20 protein-coding genes are annotated in these 19,890 nt (G+C 38.8%); 15 read left to right on the forward strand and 5 right to left on the reverse strand.

From position 1 onward, the window contains the following. From J5X94_RS12950 to J5X94_RS12980, 7 genes are all read left to right on the forward strand, one after another. On the forward strand, positions 1-198 hold a 198-nt coding region (locus tag J5X94_RS12950; protein WP_210541514.1), incomplete at its 5' end, for a winged helix-turn-helix domain-containing protein. A gap of 1 nt (position 199) precedes the next feature. Continuing rightward, positions 200-1,669 carry an ATP-binding protein gene (locus tag J5X94_RS12955; protein WP_210541515.1) on the forward strand — a complete coding sequence of 490 codons (1,470 nt, stop codon included), beginning with the start codon at positions 200-202 and terminating at the stop codon, positions 1,667-1,669. A gap of 676 nt (positions 1,670-2,345) precedes the next feature. Beyond that, positions 2,346-2,798 carry an alpha/beta hydrolase fold domain-containing protein gene (locus J5X94_RS12960; protein WP_323128913.1) on the forward strand — a complete coding sequence of 151 codons (453 nt, stop codon included), beginning with the start codon at positions 2,346-2,348 and terminating at the stop codon, positions 2,796-2,798. Positions 2,799-2,959: 161 nt separating this feature from the next. Continuing rightward, positions 2,960-3,592, forward strand: coding sequence for a DedA family protein (locus tag J5X94_RS12965; protein WP_189586904.1), 633 nt, complete (start codon positions 2,960-2,962; stop codon positions 3,590-3,592). 70 nt (positions 3,593-3,662) lie between these two features. Beyond that, a complete protein-coding gene (locus tag J5X94_RS12970) occupies positions 3,663-5,363 on the forward strand; it encodes a phosphoethanolamine transferase (protein ID WP_210541517.1) in 1,701 nt (566 codons plus the stop codon). Positions 5,364-5,551: 188 nt separating this feature from the next. Continuing rightward, positions 5,552-6,238, forward strand: a complete 687-nt coding sequence (locus J5X94_RS12975) for a response regulator transcription factor (protein ID WP_210541518.1) — start codon at positions 5,552-5,554, stop codon at positions 6,236-6,238. Between the two features lie 96 nt (positions 6,239-6,334). Then, positions 6,335-7,681, forward strand: a complete 1,347-nt coding sequence (locus tag J5X94_RS12980; RefSeq protein ID WP_210541519.1) for a sensor histidine kinase — start codon at positions 6,335-6,337, stop codon at positions 7,679-7,681. A 69-nt stretch (positions 7,682-7,750) separates the two neighbouring features. On the opposite strand, the gene J5X94_RS12985 is transcribed toward J5X94_RS12980, so the two are convergent. From J5X94_RS12985 to J5X94_RS12995, 3 genes are all read right to left on the reverse strand, one after another. Next, positions 7,751-8,128, reverse strand: coding sequence for a phosphatidylglycerol lysyltransferase domain-containing protein (locus J5X94_RS12985; RefSeq protein ID WP_194621183.1), 378 nt, complete (start codon positions 8,126-8,128; stop codon positions 7,751-7,753). A 23-nt stretch (positions 8,129-8,151) separates the two neighbouring features. After that, positions 8,152-8,961, reverse strand: a complete 810-nt coding sequence (locus J5X94_RS12990) for a hypothetical protein (protein ID WP_228293267.1) — start codon at positions 8,959-8,961, stop codon at positions 8,152-8,154. 215 nt (positions 8,962-9,176) lie between these two features. Beyond that, positions 9,177-10,157 carry a CorA family divalent cation transporter gene (locus tag J5X94_RS12995; protein ID WP_210541520.1) on the reverse strand — a complete coding sequence of 327 codons (981 nt, stop codon included), beginning with the start codon at positions 10,155-10,157 and terminating at the stop codon, positions 9,177-9,179. Positions 10,158-10,431: 274 nt separating this feature from the next. Between J5X94_RS12995 and J5X94_RS13000 the strand changes: the two genes are divergently transcribed. The 7 genes from J5X94_RS13000 (at position 10,432) to J5X94_RS13030 (ending at position 16,956) form a co-directional block, all read left to right on the forward strand. After that, on the forward strand, positions 10,432-11,022 hold the full coding sequence (locus J5X94_RS13000) for a PepSY domain-containing protein (RefSeq protein WP_210541521.1): 591 nt from the start codon (positions 10,432-10,434) through the stop codon (positions 11,020-11,022). Between the two features lie 451 nt (positions 11,023-11,473). Then, on the forward strand, positions 11,474-11,947 hold the full coding sequence (locus J5X94_RS13005) for a diacylglycerol kinase (RefSeq protein ID WP_189586891.1): 474 nt from the start codon (positions 11,474-11,476) through the stop codon (positions 11,945-11,947). A gap of 112 nt (positions 11,948-12,059) precedes the next feature. Beyond that, positions 12,060-12,716 carry a PAP2 family lipid A phosphatase gene (locus J5X94_RS13010; RefSeq protein WP_416346188.1) on the forward strand — a complete coding sequence of 219 codons (657 nt, stop codon included), beginning with the start codon at positions 12,060-12,062 and terminating at the stop codon, positions 12,714-12,716. A gap of 209 nt (positions 12,717-12,925) precedes the next feature. Further along, positions 12,926-13,525: a PepSY domain-containing protein gene (locus J5X94_RS13015; protein ID WP_210541522.1), complete on the forward strand. Its 600-nt coding sequence runs from the start codon at positions 12,926-12,928 to the stop codon at positions 13,523-13,525. A 149-nt stretch (positions 13,526-13,674) separates the two neighbouring features. Continuing rightward, positions 13,675-14,334, forward strand: a complete 660-nt coding sequence (locus J5X94_RS13020) for a response regulator (RefSeq protein WP_210541523.1) — start codon at positions 13,675-13,677, stop codon at positions 14,332-14,334. A gap of 52 nt (positions 14,335-14,386) precedes the next feature. Then, the gene (locus J5X94_RS13025) at positions 14,387-16,027 is read left to right on the forward strand and encodes a sensor histidine kinase (RefSeq protein ID WP_210541524.1); all 1,641 of its coding nucleotides are present in this window, start codon (positions 14,387-14,389) and stop codon (positions 16,025-16,027) included. Positions 16,028-16,155: 128 nt separating this feature from the next. Further along, positions 16,156-16,956, forward strand: coding sequence for a hypothetical protein (locus J5X94_RS13030; protein ID WP_210541525.1), 801 nt, complete (start codon positions 16,156-16,158; stop codon positions 16,954-16,956). Positions 16,957-17,456: 500 nt separating this feature from the next. Here J5X94_RS13030 and J5X94_RS13035 read toward each other — a convergent pair whose 3' ends face one another. Further along, entirely contained in the window at positions 17,457-17,819 is a 363-nt protein-coding gene (locus J5X94_RS13035; protein WP_210541526.1) for a hypothetical protein, read from the reverse strand. A gap of 35 nt (positions 17,820-17,854) precedes the next feature. Here J5X94_RS13035 and J5X94_RS13040 point away from each other — a divergent pair, with 35 nt between their 5' ends. Next, positions 17,855-18,655 (forward strand): SIR2 family NAD-dependent protein deacylase, encoded by an 801-nt coding sequence (locus J5X94_RS13040; RefSeq protein WP_210541527.1) that lies wholly within the window; start codon positions 17,855-17,857, stop codon positions 18,653-18,655. 88 nt (positions 18,656-18,743) lie between these two features. On the opposite strand, the gene J5X94_RS13045 is transcribed toward J5X94_RS13040, so the two are convergent. Further along, entirely contained in the window at positions 18,744-19,742 is a 999-nt protein-coding gene (locus J5X94_RS13045; RefSeq protein ID WP_210541528.1) for an adenosine deaminase, read from the reverse strand. Positions 19,743-19,890 lie beyond the last annotated feature (148 nt).

Below are 19,890 nucleotides of genomic sequence, written 5' to 3' on the forward strand. Positions count from 1 at the left end.
GTCATTGCTTCTCAAGTATGGGATATGAATTTTGAAAATGATACCAATGTGATTGATGTGGCGATAAGGCGTCTTCGCATAAAAATAGATGATGAGCATGAGGCGAAGCTGATTCATACTGTGCGCGGTATGGGCTACCGATTGGAGGCGCTAGCTACTGAAGTCCAAAGTGGTGCGGACGGAGACTATTCTAAATAGCATGAACGATAAACTCAAAAATCGGCGCTGGTCATTGCTATGGCGAACTATTTTCTTATTGACAGTCTTCGTTATTATCTCTCAGGTCATCATCTATGCGTGGGTGCAGCGCTCTGTGAGTGGACACTTTGAGCAAATGGACTCAGAGATTATCACCCATGCGGCTTTTAACCTGCGTAAACGCATGGGTGATGTTAACGATCACATAGAACCATTCACAGTGTCAAAGTCCCAATCACTAATTAATGACAATCACTTGCATTCCTCTTGGCTAGATTATGATTTAAAAACCTTAGTAGCAGATAAAAAAGGCAAATTATTATCCAGTGACCCTAGTAATTTTATTTATAATTTACCGCCCGATTTTAGCTTGTTATCACTATGGCAGGATCATCACGATCAGCAGTTTATGATCAAGATAAATAATAGGCATTACCGAGCAATTATTATTCGAAATCAAGAGGTTTTGGCGTTTATTGCATTACCTATCGATGTGCATCATCAATATCTTATCCAGTTTAATCGCCAGCTGAGCTTGATACTTACTGCCATCACCTTATTATTGGTTTCAGTAGCGGCATTAAGTGTGTATTGGGGTTTTGCTCCTCTGGCCACTATCGTACAAAAAATGCAAGGCATAAACCTCCAAAGGTTAGACGAAAGAGTTGGGGTTGACGATATGCCGTTAGAACTGCGGCCACTAGCAGAGTCTTATAATTCGATGATGGTCAAGCTTGAAAGCAACTTTGAATCTTTGTCACGATTTTCAGACAATATCGCTCATGAGCTGCGTACCCCAATAGCGACACTGAGTACACAAACGCAGGTCATGCTAACTAAGCCAAGAGAAGGCAACGAATACATTGAGCAACTGCATCATCAGCATGATACGTTAGAGCAGCTGTCAGCCATGATAAACAATATGTTGCTACTGGCAAAAACTCAGAAAGGATTAAGTGACTCGCAAATTAATCACGTAGATACTGAAAACCTAATCACCAAGCTCGTTGATTACTATGAAATGATTGCAGAGGATCGAGGGATAACTTTTGAAAGATCAGGCGAATTTAAGACAGTATTAGGTGATGAAGGCCTATTGCAGCGGCTGTTTGCCAACCTGATGTCAAATGCCATTTATTACGCAGCTAGCGGTAGTACTATCATGATATCCGCTACCGCCCTCACCTCAACCACCTCACTTAATGTGGCTAAAGATGAGGTTCGACCATCAAAGCAGCCATGGTTAAGAATAACGATGACCAATCGCTTAGATAAACCGTTAAACCAGAGTGAAGCTGATAAGTTATTTGAGCGATTCTATCGTCACGATAAGACCAGCCATCAGCACTCAGGTACAGGACTAGGGCTATCTATTGTTCAGGCTATCGCTAATGCACATAAAGGTACGGTTAGTATCACTATCAAAGATGAGTATTTTTTTGAGGTTACTGTAGGATTATTGATGGCTTAACAAGGTAAATCAAAAGAAGATAATCTAAAAACGTTGTTGTCAAAAACTCAATATCAGAGTATTTGCAAGTGTAGTCCAGAACAGTTTCTTCAACGCATTCGAAAACTCGTTAAGATCTAAACTACAGCTGAAATGCCTGACTATTTTTTCGAAATTATAGCAACTCATTTCTACAGTAATTTATTCCGATATTACTTTGCTGAGTTAATAATTCGCTTAATCAGTAATTTCTGAAAAACTTAAGTATAAAATACATACATTAAAACCATAAATAATGATTAAACTTTATACTTAACTAGTGACCAAAATTGATATTTATGTTGCTATAAACTCCTTTAAAATACGCTAAACGTCATGGCACAAAATCCTTCCTATCCCTTTATTTATAATAATATATCAGGTTTATATACATTAAAGTTATTTAAAGAAATATGGTGGTTCTAACCCCCGAAGCCTAGGGTAATTAAATAACGTCGCCGATTTTCTTGATAAGACACGTGACACAGTGAATAGTCAAGCCAAATCAAATCTATAGTATCAGTGCTGAATAATCGTTTAAAATAATGTCAACTTTAATAAAGTTGTCGAATGAATTTAGCGATCACGATCGGAAATGATTTGCCGTTTGAATAATATTTCCTTGTGGCCTTAGTAGATATAATAGTTAACCATTATAGTGATAAATACTGTTCTGGTCTTACACTCAAGTAGAATCCTGCCTCATTCCTCATGCCATCTTGACTCATATAAAAAATCACTTTATCCATATCAATTGGATTATAACGACATTAAAGTGTTTCATACCACTTATCTACAAGATAGCTCCTTAACGCAACCGTATGCTCTTCTTTCGCTCATACATGGTGATAACACACAAATATGCCCAAGCTATGTCATCGCCGCTGAATTAGATATTTTACGTGATGAAGCCTTAGTTTATGCCAAGCAGCTACGAGATAATGGTATCAATGTACAGACTCATACTGTACTTGGTGCACCGCATAGTTTTACAGATTTAATGAGTGTGCATCGAAGTGTTGGGCGAGAAACATATAATATCATTGACAAGTTCGCCATATTTGTACGTCAGATAATCAATACAGAAACAAAGGTCATGAGATCGAAATAACAGCATAAGAGTGAATATCTAAACTATTATTAAATAAGTGACTAGTTATTTCATTATATTCAATAACAATTTAATGATTCTTATCTTGCCCATCTTAACCCCTTCTTAACATCTCCCTTGCTACGCTACCTTTTCCAACTATACGCTCAGCGAGATTTTCAATGAACCAGATTAGTGAATGGGTGCTTGCAGTCATGGCAAAATTCGGCTACTTAGGTATTGTCTTTGCTATGTTCGCCGAAAACGTTTTTCCGCCGATCCCTTCAGAAGTCATCATGCCAGCGGCAGGCTTTGCGGTAGCACGAGGTGATTTCAATTTAATACTAGTCATACTAGCAGGTACGTTAGGATGCGTACTTGGCGCACTACCTCTATATTATCTTGGCAGTTTATTCAATAAAGAGCGCTTAGTGGCTTTTACTGACAAGTACGGTAAATACGTGTTTGTTAAACCTGAAGATGTATTATCGTCTAGCGATTGGTTCGATAAGCATGGTAAAAAAGCGGTGTTTTTTGGGCGTATGGTTCCTGGTATTCGCTCACTTATCTCTGTTCCTGCTGGCATGAACAAAATGCCCATCTTATCGTTTATAGCATTAACTGCTTTAGGTTCTAGTGTATGGACAACCGTGCTGACGCTTGCAGGTTATCACTTTGGCAAAAACTATGAGGTTATAGAAACAGCATTATCACCCTATTCAAAGATTTTTCTACTGCTTACTATAATCATTATTATTGGTTGGTTTATTAGGCGTCGATTAGCCAGCTATAAAAAAGGTAATATCTCACCTTAACGTCTTCTTAACAGAGCACTTGTTATGGTAGGAAATCAAACTCCTTATCATCCTGTTGAGAAGCCTGTTTATGTCAACCTCTCAAGCACTTAGCACTGAAATTACCAAAGCAAGCACTAAATCAAGATATCTTAGTAAAATCTTTGATCGTGAAATTAATCTTAGCTTTTTAGTTATCATCGTTGCGCTCTATTTAGTCGCTACTGCGAATTTTGGCTTTTTCTCACAAGTACTAAGCATTTATCCTCTTGGCGATAATATTGGCTTCATGATTTCGATCACAGGCTTATTGTTCGGCTTAATGTGGCTACTCATCCAATTGTTATGCTACAGACCCATTGCCAAGCCCGTACTAATCGCTCTAGTTACGATAGCTGCCATATGTTCCTATTTTACTGATGCCTATGGCACTATATTTGATACTAATATGCTTATCAATAGCATGCAAACTGATCAAGGCGAAGCGATGGGATTGATGTCGCTAAGTTTCTTTGTACGAGTTTTTGTATTAGGCGTTATACCCTCTGTTGTTATTGCTAAACTAAATATCAAGCGCATACCTTTGCGTAGGGCATTGTGGCAAAAGGCAGTCACTTTAATTCTATCTTTCGCCGTAATAGCTGCTTGCCTATTACCATTCGGTGATCAGTACGCTACTTTTTTTCGTCAACATAAAATAGTGCGTAATTACACTAACCCTATTACTCCTATCTATTCTGTCATCAAGTTGGGTAGCGATTACGTTGATGAATTGCGCCGTTCTGATACTTTGACATTGCACGCAACAGATGCAAAACGAATAACTCCTACAGTCAGTACTAAAGCTGTAAAACCTAAACTTATGGTATTCGTCGTTGGTGAAACGGTTCGTGCTGATCACATCGGCTTAAATGGCTATAAGCGCGAGACTATGCCCCTACTTGCCAGCCAGCCAGATGTCTATAGCTTTAAAAAGGCCACCTCTTGCGGAACCTCTACTGCCTATTCTGTACCTTGCATGTTTAGCTATTCTAATAGAGAAGATTACGATTCTAAAAGTGCAGACTATAATGAAAACGTACTAGATACTTTAAATAAGCAAGGCGTCAGTGTTATCTGGCGAGATAATAATTCGAGCTCTAAAGGGGTCGCGGATCGAGTAACTTTTGAAGATTTTAAAACCGCTAATGTCAACCCAAATTGTGATGAGGAGTGTCGTGACATCGGTATGCTTGATGGTTTTAGTACTTTAGTTAAGTCAGATGCAGAGGTAAAATCAGACGCACCTGCTAAAGATACGCTTATTTTATTACATCAAATGGGTAATCACGGTCCTGCTTACTATAAGCGTTATCCTAAAGAGTTTGAAGAGTATAAGCCAGTATGTATGACCAATGAGCTCTCTAGATGTGATGATCAATCTGTTATCAACGCTTATGACAACGCTATTCGTTATACCGACTATTTCTTAAATAATGTTATTGATACGCTAAAACCCTACGAGCAAGATTATGATGTGGTGATGGTATACATCAGCGACCATGGAGAGAGCTTAGGCGAGAACAATATCTACTTGCATGGTATGCCCTACGCTATAGCACCCGACGCCCAAAAGCAGGTGCCCGTCATTATTTGGTCGCCTACTAGTAATAATATTGATAAAAGTAGCCTCGTTGGTATGATTGATCAGCCCGTATCACACGACTTGATTACGCCGACTCTGCTTAACTTTTTCGGTATTACTACTGAGGAAGTAAAAGGAGCGCCGACCTTTTTTAAATCTGTTTATTAAAGTTTGAAAACTAAGTACTGCTATAGTCAGTTCAATATGAAAACGCTACAGCGTGATTGGGATAAATATTTCGCAGCCTCTGTCTGCGTAGGCACAGCACGCTAGAAAAATTTATCCCAGTCACGCGCCATAAAGTAACATATCTATTTTATTTAGTATCAACTATGGCATTTATACACGAGACCCCTATGTACAAGATACTTGTTGTTGAAGATAACCCTGACATCGTTGCCAATATTTATGCCTTTTTTGAACCCAAAGGTTTTGAGTTAGACAATGCTCATAATGGCATTAGTGGCCTAACGTTGGCTGCGAACAATCGTTATGACGTTATCTTGTTAGATGTCATGTTACCGGGTATGGATGGTACAAAACTATGTAAAAAGCTCAGAGAAGACTTGCATAATAAAACTCCCGTATTGATGCTAACCGCACGCGATACGGTCTTAGACAAAGTTGCAGGTTTTGATAGTGGTGCTGATGATTATCTAGTCAAACCCTTCTCACTCGTTGAGTTAGAGGCACGTATCAAGGCGCTTATACGTCGAAATAAAGATGATCTTTTTGAGCATAGTATAATTATTGGCGACTTGTCCTTAAATGCTAATGAGCATACTATCGCACGCGAAAATCAGCCGTTAAAACTGACACCTACAGGGTTTAAAATATTAGAAGCTTTAATGAGTGCATCGCCCCGAGTCGTTAGCAAGAATGAGCTTGAAGAAAAGGTGTGGGGTGAAGATATTCCTAGCAGTGATGCGTTGCGGACTCACTTGCACAGTGTACGTGTACAAGTCGATAAGCCATTTGCTAAACCTATGATAATCACAATGCCTGGAGTAGGTTATCAAATTATTGATCCAAATAGAGCATAAAGTATCTCAATAAAATTTTCTACACTTCTTTCATTAAGTCACCTTAACTATATCTACTCTTCTCTATTTGCTGTTTCTCATCACTAAGAAATTACTATGTTCTATATTGAATCAATCGCCAATAAATTTCGACTATCATACTTAGTTTTTGCCCTAATGCTTTGCTCTGTATTTATTAGCATTTATGTATATGCTGAGACTAGAATGGAACAAGAACTAGTTAAAGCGGGTTTGTTACAACAATTAGAGCTTAGTCAAGAAAAACGGGGCGAGCAACCTATTTACACTGTAGATCCAGGTATTAAAATCTATAGTTACGATTACGCCCCTGATGATTTAAAAACTTTGGCGACTGAGACCGTTAAAGATATAAATGTAACTGTAGCTACAGATGATGGATACACTGAGTCTGAAATGTTCTTTTTTAATTATAAGCAAGGTAAGCAGAATTATATTTTGACCTATTTAGAAGATGACGAGATGGTAATGGAAAACTATCCTGTTTTGGCAATTTTTGAACAACTAGAGGATACGTTCTCTAACGCATTGAACGCGGCTATTATTCTAAGTTTACTTATTGCTGTTATATTCTCTCAACTATCCTCTAGGCAGATTACTAAGCCTTTATTAGACTTAAAAAGTGCGGTAGAAAACGACCATCAGAATTTAACTGAGTTGACTCATCTGCCGTCGGAAGTCGGTGTGTTAGCCCGTGCTATTGACGATAAAAACCATAAGCTTGAGCAGTATCTTAAACGTGAGCAGTTATTTACGGGTGATGTCAGTCACGAACTACGTACTCCTTTAACAATCATTATGGGCGCGTCAGAAGTACTAGCTTCTCAATTAGAAAGCGATAATCGTTTGAGCGAGTTCACCGACCGTATTAGCACTACGGCCAAGGAAACTTCTGAAATTATTAGTGCGCTATTATTACTTTCGCGTGCTCCTGAAAAACTAGATGCTCCGAGAACTTCTATCAACAGCATTGCTTTAAGTGAAGTAGACCGCTTAAAGTACTTACTACGTTATAAAACGGTGAACTATACCGTAGCCGCTGAACAAGAGCATTTCGCATACGTGCGACCTGAACTACTAAAAATGGCGTTAGGCAATCTAATTAAAAATGCCTTTCAATATACAGATGATGGTGAAGTAAGAGTCACTATTGATGATGAAAAGGTAACCGTTACAGATACCGGTTTAGGTATTCCTGAAGCTATGATGCCTCTGCTCTATGAAAGGTTTGAGCGTCTGGAACAAAAGAGCAATAATAAGCCTTGGGCTACTGCATCTGCCTCAAAGGAATATGCAAGCTATAAGGTTGAGGGTACTGGGTTGGGCCTTAGCATCGTACAACGCATAATGACGCACATGGGCTGGCAACTTACTCATCATAACAATCCTACTGGTGGCAGTACCTTTAGTATTTATTATAAATAAAGTTGATAGTGCTGCAATTACGCTCAAACGCTATTAATAAATAGTGCTGTACGATGATATTAATTAACTTCAATTCCTTACCAAACTACTAAGACCACCTGATATGATTAAGGTTGTATCTGTTAAGCCTTTAATCGGTTTCATACCCGCTCTAAGTCCCGTTTCGATGCCTATATAGCGTGGCTCCCAATCAGGATTGAATTTTTCTTTAAAATGACGCAGTCCCGTAAAATTATAATAAGTTTTACCATACTTGGTAACAGTATTAGTAACATAGCGCCATTTTGGTCCGATAACGTCAGCTTCTACTGCAGTCTCTACGTGTTGGCCATCTACTCTAGATTGGTTCATAGCTTCTAGAACTTTACCTTTTGAGTGATTATCTTTTAAATCATTACTGTCTGTCACAGATTCAGTCGTTGCTTCAAGTCCAGTAAAGGGTGCCATACCCAAACTAAATTGTTAACTTATTAGTTCCTACTTATCCTTCCGCTTTTTTTATATGTCTCATAACCTACCAGACCCACAATCATTAGTAAAAATACAACGCTTATGCTAGTGACGCCTAGATCCAGCCCTCCATTCTTGATCGGTTGTGATAACCAATCACCAAGTGCAGCTCCCAAGGGGCGTGTCAAAATGTAAGCCAACCAAAAGCATAATACGGCGTTTAACTTAAGCACGTAAAACCCTCCGGTAATGAGTGCTATTCCTATCGCAAATATCAATGTAGAGTTTTGATAGCCAATGCTAAGCCCTTCTGCAAACCAATCTCCTGCGGCAGTTCCGAGCGCAAAAGTAGCCAAAATAGCTGTCCAATAGAATAATTCACGAGCAAAGGTCTCGATATGATGAATGGATAAAGTTTTTTCTCGTGCGTACCAAATAGCGAAGACTACCGCCAGTATTATGCTAAAACCTATTGTGGAATAAGATAATGGGATGCCAAGGTTGTCTGTCATATTATCGGTAATCAGTGTCCCTAAGATACTGACAAACACTACCGTTAGCCAGTATTTCCACGGTATATAGTCTTTGGCTTTTAGCTGTATCACTAATACGATTGAAAACAGTACGGTCATGATAAGAGAAGTGACTGGCAAGCCTAGCTTAAAGTTAAAGATCATAAAGTCGGCAGCTGTTTCACCTACTGTGGTTGACATCATTTTTATCAGCCAAAACACTAAAGTGATTTGTGGCACTTTATTGAACATGTTGGCATACTTTGATGACTTGGATAGGCTGTTTTCTGATACGAGTAGTTGAGGAGAGATAGACATGAGTGCTTTCCTTTTTAGAGTAGTTGGGAGATAGCACTGTATTTGCTACATCCTTAACCTATAGTAATTACCCAGCTATTAAGAAAGTGTTAAGACCTCATCAGTTACCTCTTAATTTAAATATATCTTCGTTAATTAAATTATTACCTCTTATTAAGCCTTCCCTACGTCATATTTGCATATCTCAAAATATAAAAAGCTAGACTACGATTGATTTAAAACCATTTCTTACGTTTAAAATACACAACGATGGCCATAATCAATATTGCCATTACACCCCATAAGGCAAAGTAACCCTCCTTCCATTTTAACTCAGGCATGTACTCAAAATTCATGCCATAAACGCCTACCAAAAAGGTTAATGGTATAAATACCACTGACATTAAGGTCAAGGTACGCATGATTTCATTCAAACGATGGCCCTGAATTGAGAATATCAGATTGGTTTTGCTATCAAGCTCAAACAACTCAAAATCAATTTCATCAATCAAATTGTTGGCTTGCTCTTTTAGCTCTGTAAAATACTTGCTGTCCATAGGAATGATATTAATCGTTTTCAGTTTTACAATAGTATTACGCAAGCTTAGCGTCGCTTTCTTAAAATTCAACATGCGACGTTTTTGCTCCTCAACCTTTTCAGTGAAATAAGGTGTTGGATTAATATTCGTCACCTTTATAGAGTCACTGTCAGCATTCAATAATTTTTCAAACGTTTCCTCATAGTTTGCTATCAGTGATTCAATCAAAAGAAAAATTAAGTAATCGACTCTTTTGCTTCGAACTTGCCCTTTACCTTGAATCAAGCGATCACGAATCCACTGGAAATGGTCGTCAATACTCTCTTGCAAACTCCATAACATATTTGACGATACAACAAAAATCAGTTGTTCATTATTTAGATTTTTATCGTCAGTTTTCAGCACCTTCAAGGCGATAAATAATACGTTATCGAGTTCAATAACCTTATTGGCATGCTCATCATCTTGCAGTAATTTAATTAAGAAGTCATCAAACTGGTTTTGGATAACTACTTGTTCCATCTCATCTAATTCACTCAATCCATAGGTATTGAGCCAAAAAACTTCATCTCCATGAGGCTCAAAGTTCAAAATTAAGATATCTTCGCAAGGTACTGTTGACACTTTTGAAGGTGAATAAGTAATAAGTGTGGTGTTTCGTAAGAACTTTTCTGACATGCTTTCCTCCTATAGACACTCCTTTAATCAAAACTTAGCAAGCCTAGTATCTAAAACGAATATTAGCTGTGTTAAACGTTTAATAGTCTTTTAACAATGATTTAACTCAAAAAACTAAGCTATAGTTATTATATTTCACTCGCTAATTAAACTCTTATTTCCCGCTAAGTTTCTCCTATGTCATCTCTTGTATCATAGACTCATACCCAAAAGGTAGCTGTCAAAACCACTTATGATTTTATCAGAAATTAATTGAATACAAAGGATAACTATTATGAAAAACTTATCAACGCTAACCAAATCAGCAATCATCGCCCTTACTATTGCAGGCGTAGGTGCAACCGCTATAGCCGCCCCTGCTACCAATACCAAAGCCGTAACTGGATCAAGTGAAGCCGTCCGTGCTATGCAAAGTAAGATCAGCTTAACGCAAGCAATCGATATAGCTAAACAAAATGCTAAAGGTGATCTGGTCAGCGCAGAGTTTGATTACGACGATGAAGATGGCAATGGTGCTGCAACTAGTGAATACGAAGTTGAATTCATCTCTAACGGTACGGCTTACGAGATCAAAATTGATGCCAATACTGGTAAAGTCATCGAGACTGATGAAGAAAAGTTAGACAAAAAGGACATGGCTGAATACAGTGCGCTGATGCAAGCCAAAGTGACGCTAACTAGTGCTATGCAAAAAGCCACTCAAAGCGTAAATGGTCAAGTAATCGGTGTTGAGTTCGAGCTTGAAAAAGGCCAAGCTCTATATGACATCGAAGTTGTCAAAGACAATCAGATATATGATGTGAGTATAGACGCCAATACTGGCAAGGTTTTAAGCAGCCAAGTTGATATGGAGGATGATGATTAATAGTTTATCGAACTAGTTTTAGACCAATACGCATTTAACAAGACGTAAATTAGCCGACACCTTAGAGCGTTAAGGAGTCAGCTAATTTGATGACAAGCATCTCATTATTACGAAAGTTACCAAAATTTTATGGTATCTCAGCTAATTATAAATTTTGAAAAGTGTTGCTCTTAACGTTTTCTTAACAACCATAAGCTCATACTGATACCCAAGTGCTAACCAGTGCCCTTCTCCTACACTGGGATCATTACAATAATAATTAAATCGATGATTGCACTTTTTATTCGCATCTCAATTTTGACAAGCAGCAGTAGCTGATACCGCAGTAAAACTAGGTATCAGCTACTGCTTTTTAGTTTGTGAAATTTACCTTAACGCGATCTTAACATGCACTGTCATATCATTAAGACCTGCCAGCTATTCTAATCTTAATAAACACTAAGCTATCGATATGAATAATTCCAAGACTACTGCTCTGAGCCACGAACATAAAAATCTTGATTATAAAAATCAGCCCGTATCTGATGGTACTTTTATAGCGGATAGTTTTGCAAATGAGGTTAAAGGTAAAAAAGGGTTAGCTCGTATTGTTAAAGCTACGGGGTATTCTATAGATGGTTTTAAAGCGGCTTATAAGTATGAGGCCGCATTTAGACAAGTTATATGGCTTAATCTTGTACTTTTCACTGTCATCGTATTTATGCCTTTTGGAGTTATTCTAAAAATGGTGCTTGTGGTTGCTTCATTCTTATCCCTGATTGTGGAGCTTATTAATACGGGAATAGAGGCAAGTATCGATCATACCTCAACCAAACAGCATCCATTAGCGAAGATAGCCAAAGATGTCGGTTCTGCTGCGCAATTTTTAGCACTGTTGCTACTTTTTGTTTTATGGTTGATGGCGTTATCCAGTCTTTCATACTGAATAGTGCTTATGTTTTTTGCGATTTGATCAATAAGGCGTTTCGATGACTCTAGACAATAACTTCTCTCATTGGATGTGGCTCAAGCTATTTTGCTTAACAATCATTACGACTTTGACATTTGAGCATAGCCAATTTGATATTCGTATCAGTGAGTTTTTTTATAATAATGGTCAGTGGCTTATAGAAAAAGGCGCTCAGCCTTATGCTTTTATCTTTTACGACGGCCCTAAAGCGCTATTAATTTTATCAGCTATCTATCTATTAACCATATTACTTGTCAAATATAAACGTCTTGCAAAGAGACCCTTTATCACCAATTATAGTAATCTGAATAAATATATTGTACCTTTCTCAATTCGTGAGATAAGTTACTTACTGATTATTCTTATTGCAGTACCTAGTACTATCGCACTATTAAAAGGGGTCACACATGTTAGTTGCCCTAATCATTTAACCTTGTTCGGTGGGGATCTACCCTATCTTAATCTTTGGCAAAGCATGCTCGCTAAAACCGATGCAAAATGCTTCCCAGCGGCTCATGCTAGCGCAGGATTTTCTTTATATGGTTTAGTATTTATACCTGCTCTTTATAAGTATCGCTACAGAATATTTGAAACCGTAACCGTATTAGGTTGGTCAATGGGACTCTACAAAATGATGTTTGGTGATCATTTCTTTAGTCATACTTTAGTATCAATGCTGCTCTCACTAACGATAGTTTGTGCGCTTGCTAGCGTGTTTTTCAAAAGAACAACTAATGTCAAATAAAATAATCATACTTTAGACAATCATCGTCACACCGATTACTATTAGGATTAAACCACCTAAAACTTCTGCCTATAATTTATAGGTTTTTTTACCTGTAAGTTTTAACATCTAATCAAACGCTTATTCTACGCTAAGCTTCTCCTATGTCTTCTTTTGTATGATGGATTCATATCGACACTTCTGACAACTTTGATAATAATTCGTCAGACATGAACCTTAAATACGGAGTAAACACGATAAAAAAACTATCAACCCTAAGCAAATCCCTACTTATTGCTCTTAGCGTTCTAGGTATTGGTACGCTCGCTGTTGCCTCAGGTCAAATACCTGCTATTTCAGGCGCAAAGACGAGTGACGCAGTCGCAATAGCACAGAGTAAAATCAGTCTAGAGCAAGCCGTCGCTATTGCACAAAAAACAGTCGAAGGAGACTTAATCAGTGCTGAGTTTGACCAAAATGACTATATGGCAGGTGGCGAGTATAAAATAGAATTTATCGCTAATGGCTTGGAACATAAAGTAAAAGTTGATGCCAGTAGCGGCAAAGTTCTAAAATCTAAGCAGGAAAAAATGGATCAAGACGATTTAGCAGAATATAACGCTATGAGGCAAGCTCAGAAAACCCTAACCCAAGCCATGCAAAAAGCAACGCAAAGTGTTGGTGGCAAAATTACTGAAGCAGAGTTTGATTTTGATAACGGTATACCCGCTTACGAGATTGAAATAGCTAAAGGGATGGACATACATAAACTGATAATCGATAGCACGAATGGTCAGGTTGTCAGCAGTCAGTTAGACGATGATGATTAATATTTTAAAACTTGGTTGAATATAGCTTAACAACGGCTCTACTCTGTACACTGGTATTGATTAGAGCTTTTTAGTTTAAAGACACTATAAAAATTTTCACTATAGATAAATATTTTTTAATCCTAATAGCCACACAATAAGGGCATCTAATGAGAGTATTAGTAGTCGAAGATGATTTAATGATTGGCGAAAGTCTATGTGAAGCTTTACAGGATGAGGCTTATACGGTTGATTGGGTCAAAGATGGTCGCCAAGCCATACTGACATTAAGGGTGCAACCTTACGACATCATCTTATTAGATTTGGGCTTGCCAGAGGTTGATGGCATGGGCGTGTTGACCGCTATTCGTGATGCTAAAATTGAAACGCCAGTATTAATATTAACTGCACGTGATCAACTAAGAGATAGAGTGGCAGGTCTAGACTCAGGGGCTGATGATTATGTCGTTAAGCCTTTTGAGCTAGCAGAAGTCTTTGCACGCATGAGAGTGCTTATTCGCCGTGCTCAAGGCAAGGCTGACAATCAAGTAACCGTTGGCAATTTAAGTTTAGATACCGCACACAAACGGGTCATGATGGATGGTCGCCCTATAGATTTGACCGCCAAAGAGTACATGCTCCTGACTACTTTTATGCTATCGCCTGAAAAAGTCATGTCCAAAAATGAGCTTGAAGATTCGCTATATGGCTGGGGCGGTGAAGTTGAGAGTAACGCCATTGAGTTTTTGATTCATAGTTTACGCAAAAAGGTCGGACAAGATAGAATCAAAAATATTCGTGGCCTTGGCTGGTATATCAGCAATACCTAACTTTAAATGAATAACCCAAAACACTCGCTATTATCTATAAAAGTTAAATGCTATGCCTAAATTCCGTAAGCTCTTTAACTCATTACAGTTCCAACTTATCTTTTGGTCTGTTGTGTCATTATTGCTACTGGCAATAGTGGCTGGCGGTTATGGATTTTGGTACAGCTATAACGAGATAAATGACTTTCAAGATGATAACTTAAAAAATACTGCCGCCTTATTGGAGCAGTCGCTCAATATTAGCGGTTTGAATAGTAATGCAGCTGCTTTAGACAATGAAGAGCATACCAGCAGTAACATCCATTTTGATACCGATGACGATGATGGTGCGATCACCGTTGATATCGTCATACTCTCCGCCTCACTCAGTAACGGGGTACAAGATTATCAGAATGATAAAAGCGATGACGAGCATGATTACTCAGAACCTATATCGCTGGCATTAGTAGATAGCATTCCACAAGGAATAAGCGATCAAGATATTGACGGCCATTCTTGGCGAACTTATAGAAATGATGTCAAGATTCAGTCTTTAGATACTGATGAAGAAGTGGCGCTAATCTTACGCCAGCAGACAGATTTACAGGATGATTTAGCCAAAGCCAGTGCCTTGCAATCTTTTTTACCCCTTATTATCGGTATAGCATTATTATTGCTTTTACTCCCTTTTATCATGTGGCGAATGATGAAACCTGTGCGCCAATTACACTATGAGATAAGCGCACGTAATGAGAATGACCTAAGTCCTTTATCGATTGGTAGACTGCCCTCTGAGTTGCTGCCACTAGCAGAATCCCTAAATAGGTTATTAGCCTTAGTGAAGATTAGTATAGAGCGTCAACAACGTTTTATCGCTGATGCTGCTCACGAACTGCGCTCGCCGCTCACTGCTATCTCATTACAGCGACAACGATTGCAGCGTATTAGTAATGATAATGTTATGTCGGAAGGTCTTGATAAACTGGCTATTCGCTTGAAACGTAATCAAAGTTTGGTTGAGCAATTATTGACGCTTGCTAAAGCTGGCAATATCAATACAGTGCTCGATCCTGAAGAAACCCCCACCAGCGTTAAATTTATTATCGAACAAGTCATAGGATTACTCATTCCTATTGCTGATAATAAAAATATCGAGCTAAGCCTTGATATGCAGTCTAATAATAAAGTAAATATGGGCGAGACATCGTTATTGATCCTGATCAAAAACCTTATTCAAAACGCCATTATTTACACGCCAACTGGTGGTCAAGTCATGGTTAAACTATATCAACTTGAGCAAAACCTAGACAAATCAGATAAATTAGCTCTAAATACTCAATACAGTTTTGGCTCACATGTAATTCAATCTGGAAAACCAAACAATTTTAACAAGGTCAAAGATAACAGACTAGTGTTACAAATAGTGGACTCAGGTGCAGGCATTGATTCTAGTGACTATGGGAATGCTTTTGAACCCTTTGTACGGCTTAACCAGTTGGCAGGTACTATTGATCAATTCAGCGATACTATAAGCGCTCCAAGATCAGATAGCGCCAGTAAGCAATCACAGGAAATAGAAGGTACAGGACTTGGGCTCTCTATCGTCAAGTCAATCTGTGAGCAGGCAGGTATCGATGTTTTTATGAATGACTCTACTTCTGAAATTTTAAACTTAAATGGTAATCGAGGACTTTGTATCACGCTAGTCTTCTAAACTTATACATAGAAATTTTAATAGCTTTAATTGGCTATATCTTCACGTTTTCTTAACACCTCTATTGATAATTTAGTGACGTCTACAACGTAACATTAAATTTGCTTCTCAATAGAGTGAATCCACCTATGAATACAACCTTGAACACTCAATATTCACCCACTGGTTTTAGTAATGATCCAGTGCTAAACGCTTTGTCCAAAGTTCCGGAAGTTACCCTACTTTTTTGGATAATTAAAATCGCTGCTACGACACTAGGTGAAACGGCAGGCGACGCTTTATCAATGTCGCTAAACCTAGGCTACATTGTCAGTACTGGTATATTCGCTGTATTGTTTGCTATAGCAGTAGCCACCCAAATCAAAGCTAACTCCTTTAATAAATGGTTATATTGGACCACCATTATAGCGACGACGACCTTAGGTACAACGATAGCAGATTACGTGACTAGGTCATTAGGCATTGGCTACGCTGGCGGGTCAGCGCTGCTGGTAGCTCTACTTGGGGTATGCCTAATTATGTGGCAGAAAACGATGGGAAGTATCGCTGTCGATAGCATTAGTAAACCTAAGGCGGAAGTGTTTTATTGGACGACCATCATGTTTTCACAAACATTAGGTACCGCACTTGGTGACTGGGTAGCAGACACTAAAGGCATGGGCTATACAACGAGTGCTATCATTTTTGGCTCTTTACTAGCGCTTATCGCTTTGATGCATTTTGGCACTAAAATATCTAAAACGCTTCTATTCTGGAGTGCCTTTGTCTTGACTCGCCCTTTAGGAGCAGTCTTAGGCGATTTCTTAGATAAGCCGCTTGATCATGGCGGTCTTGCACTTAGTCGTTTTGGAGCTTCGGCAGCACTATTAGTTTTCATCATTGCCTGCTTATTAGTTTTTAAGCAGCGTGCTAGTGCTAGGGCTCACTGATAGTTTTTAAAAAGTTAAGTACGAAATATGTACATTAAAACCATAAATAATGTCTAAATTTTATACTTAACTAGTGACCAAAATTGATATTCATGTTGCTATAAACTCCTTTAAAATACGCTAAACGTCATACCGATCAATCCTTTACACCCCTTTATTTGTATAGTATGGTAGGTTATTATACATTAATATAACTTAATGAAATATGGTGGTTCTAGCCTCCGAAGTCGTGGGTTCGATTCCCGCCGAGCGCACCAATTATGATGTTTACAACCTCGCTCCATCACTTCCTTAGCACTGCCCTAAACTATTCATACTCATCAAACCTACACTTCAAAATGTTTGAGGTTTTTTTGTGCCCGTATACTTCTGAGGCTCTCACCTATAGTCGGTTCGGTATAATTTGGATACAAGGAAGCCGAGTGAAAGTACTACAAATACTAGACTGAGCGAGACTGACACCGTACCCAATTTATAGAGAATTGACTATATAGCAAAATTTACTCCGCCTCTTGTAGATTTGCAGTCAGTTGGTCACGGCTGGGGACTCGGTGGTAATTAATCACTGGTATCTCACCTAGACGGCGCTGACTTGCAGCAATCTTCTTATCAATCGTAATCATTGCGACTTTCTTGCCTTGTTTGCTAACGAGTAAATGATTTGCCTTACGTGTGACTCGATAATCAGGAAAGTACTGCTTTAATAGCGCTGATGTTTTTTGCAGAGCATCATTAGGTGTTGCATTTTTTGATTTTGCGCCACTATGCTTTTCGCCTACTTTTGCCCCGCGCGATTTTGCTGCGAACCATAAGGCTGCGATGACAGCGAACAATATGACAAGCCACCAAATTCCGTCTATCATAAGAAAAAATATCCATTATTAGCAAGGGTTGGCTCATGTTAGCAGAATTATCACCAGCGTTAATAGCAGAAGTAAAACTTGCGGCAAAACTGTTGGCAGCGAAACAGCATATTTGCATTTTGACTGGCGCTGGCATTTCAGCAGAAAGCGGCATTCCAACGTTTCGAGACAAGCAGACAGGATTGTGGGAGAACTACGGCGTTGAGGATTTGGCCACACCTGAAGCGTTCGTTCGTGATCCCAAGCTGGTGTGGTCATGGTATCAGTGGCGCAGACAGCTGGTAGCAGATAAAGCGCCAAATCCAGCCCATCATGCGTTGGCTCATTGGCAATACCATGCGCAAACTTCTGATCAGCAAGTGACTCTCATCACTCAGAATGTCGATGATTTGCATGAGCAAGCTGGTAGCTCGGTGACTCATTTACACGGTCATCTGTGGCGCAACCGCTGTGGTCAATGTCAGACACCCTATCAAGATCAACCAAGAACTTCATACGATAACCGAAACACCATGAGCTTCGATGAGGCACTGCTGACCTGCCCGCATTGTGGTGGCTATATCCGACCGGATATTGTTTGGTTTGGAGAAGCCTTACCCATACAAGCATGGCAGATTGCAGAAGAAGCAGCGGCTAATTGCGAGGTATTTATCAGTATTGGCACATCAAGTCTTGTTTACCCTGCCGCAGGTCTCGCACAGCTAGCCAAGCAAAATGGTGCCAAGATTATAGAGATAAACCCCGACCCGACGCCAAACACCATCGTTGATATCACTTTAGCAGAAAAGGCTGGCGTCATTTTGCCATTACTTATAGAAGAAATTACTGCTTTATAAGTATGGGTATAAAATGAACAATAAAAAAGGCTTAACGATTGATATCAACCGTTAAGCCTTTACTGCTAAAAAATAAATGCATTAAAGCTTATTTCAACGCAAGATCAACCTTCGCTAAGTAGGATTCTTTTAACTCATTACTGATAAATGAGGAGTTAAAGGAGTTCTTTACTAAAGTAACAACATCGTCTTCCGTTAGCGGTAAGTTTTCGCATATATTTATAAAGTTCTGATTCATATAGCCTTTGAAATATGCTGGATCGTCTGAATTGACACTAATGTTCAAACCATAATCTAGCAGCTCTTTGATATTGTGTTCTTTATAATTTTCAAAGACCTTGAGTTCGATATTTGAGTTCGGACAAACTGTTAGCGGCATTTGCTCGTCTTTGAGCCTTTGCATCAATTCTGGGCTTTTTATAGACTGCACACCATGATCGATTCTATTAATCTCTAACAAATCCAAAGCTTCGTAGATATACGAAAAATCTGCCTCTTCGCCTGCATGAGCGACCAGCTTAAAGCCTTCTTCTTTGGCTTTTTTGAATACCTCTTTAAATTTCGATGGCGGATTGCCCAATTCTGATGAATCAAGACCAACACCGATGATATCATTTTTGAACGCCAATGCTTGCTCTAAGGTTTCAAACGCCTCTTCTTGTGATAAATGTCTTAAGAAGCACATAATGATACAAGACGTAATACCATACTTTTCTTTAGCATCTACGAGCGCTTCTTTGATACCGGTGATTACGGCTTCAAAAGACACACCACGTTCGGTATGCGTCTGTGGGTCAAAAAATATTTCTGTGTGAATGACATTGTCTTCAACACATTTAAGAATGTATTCCCACGTCAAATCATAAAAATCATCTTTTGTGAGCAGGACATTGGCGCCCGCATAGTAGATATCTAAAAAGGTCTGCAAGTTGGTGAAGTTATAAGCATTGCGTACATCTTCTATGTCTGCATAAGGAATCTCTACTTGGTTTTTTTTCGCCAATCTAAACATCAGCTCAGGTTCTAGCGAGCCTTCAATATGTAGATGAAGTTCCGCTTTTGGTAGCTTTTTTATTAACTCGATCATAGTGTTCCAGTAATGGTTTTTGATAAAGGCTTTTTTTTAAGACTTTCTTTCTGAGGATTGCTCTCTATAAATGCGTCTGGCTATAGATGCGTTTGGAAGCGCCCTCTTGTTTAAAAGTCTATTATATTTGGATTTCGCCTAAAACCCT

It is taken from the genome of Psychrobacter sp. K31L, from assembly GCF_017942195.1.
Classification (GTDB): domain Bacteria; phylum Pseudomonadota; class Gammaproteobacteria; order Pseudomonadales; family Moraxellaceae; genus Psychrobacter; species Psychrobacter glaciei.

What these genes read in the sequence shown, in the direction of transcription:
- J5X94_RS12955 (WP_210541515.1), top strand. Translation starts at nt 200, where the DNA reads ATGAACGATAAACTCAAAAATCGGCGCTGGTCATTGCTATGGCGAACT.
- J5X94_RS12965 (WP_189586904.1), top strand. Translation starts at nt 2,960, where the DNA reads ATGAACCAGATTAGTGAATGGGTGCTTGCAGTCATGGCAAAATTCGGC.
- J5X94_RS12970 (WP_210541517.1), top strand. Translation starts at nt 3,663, where the DNA reads ATGTCAACCTCTCAAGCACTTAGCACTGAAATTACCAAAGCAAGCACT.
- J5X94_RS12975 (WP_210541518.1), top strand. Translation starts at nt 5,552, where the DNA reads ATGTACAAGATACTTGTTGTTGAAGATAACCCTGACATCGTTGCCAAT.
- J5X94_RS12980 (WP_210541519.1), top strand. Translation starts at nt 6,335, where the DNA reads ATGTTCTATATTGAATCAATCGCCAATAAATTTCGACTATCATACTTA.
- J5X94_RS12985 (WP_194621183.1), bottom strand. Translation starts at nt 8,128, where the DNA reads ATGGCACCCTTTACTGGACTTGAAGCAACGACTGAATCTGTGACAGAC.
- J5X94_RS12990 (WP_228293267.1), bottom strand. Translation starts at nt 8,961, where the DNA reads ATGTCTATCTCTCCTCAACTACTCGTATCAGAAAACAGCCTATCCAAG.
- J5X94_RS12995 (WP_210541520.1), bottom strand. Translation starts at nt 10,157, where the DNA reads ATGTCAGAAAAGTTCTTACGAAACACCACACTTATTACTTATTCACCT.
- J5X94_RS13000 (WP_210541521.1), top strand. Translation starts at nt 10,432, where the DNA reads ATGAAAAACTTATCAACGCTAACCAAATCAGCAATCATCGCCCTTACT.
- J5X94_RS13005 (WP_189586891.1), top strand. Translation starts at nt 11,474, where the DNA reads ATGAATAATTCCAAGACTACTGCTCTGAGCCACGAACATAAAAATCTT.
- J5X94_RS13015 (WP_210541522.1), top strand. Translation starts at nt 12,926, where the DNA reads ATGAACCTTAAATACGGAGTAAACACGATAAAAAAACTATCAACCCTA.
- J5X94_RS13020 (WP_210541523.1), top strand. Translation starts at nt 13,675, where the DNA reads ATGAGAGTATTAGTAGTCGAAGATGATTTAATGATTGGCGAAAGTCTA.
- J5X94_RS13025 (WP_210541524.1), top strand. Translation starts at nt 14,387, where the DNA reads ATGCCTAAATTCCGTAAGCTCTTTAACTCATTACAGTTCCAACTTATC.
- J5X94_RS13030 (WP_210541525.1), top strand. Translation starts at nt 16,156, where the DNA reads ATGAATACAACCTTGAACACTCAATATTCACCCACTGGTTTTAGTAAT.
- J5X94_RS13035 (WP_210541526.1), bottom strand. Translation starts at nt 17,819, where the DNA reads ATGATAGACGGAATTTGGTGGCTTGTCATATTGTTCGCTGTCATCGCA.
- J5X94_RS13040 (WP_210541527.1), top strand. Translation starts at nt 17,855, where the DNA reads ATGTTAGCAGAATTATCACCAGCGTTAATAGCAGAAGTAAAACTTGCG.
- J5X94_RS13045 (WP_210541528.1), bottom strand. Translation starts at nt 19,742, where the DNA reads ATGATCGAGTTAATAAAAAAGCTACCAAAAGCGGAACTTCATCTACAT.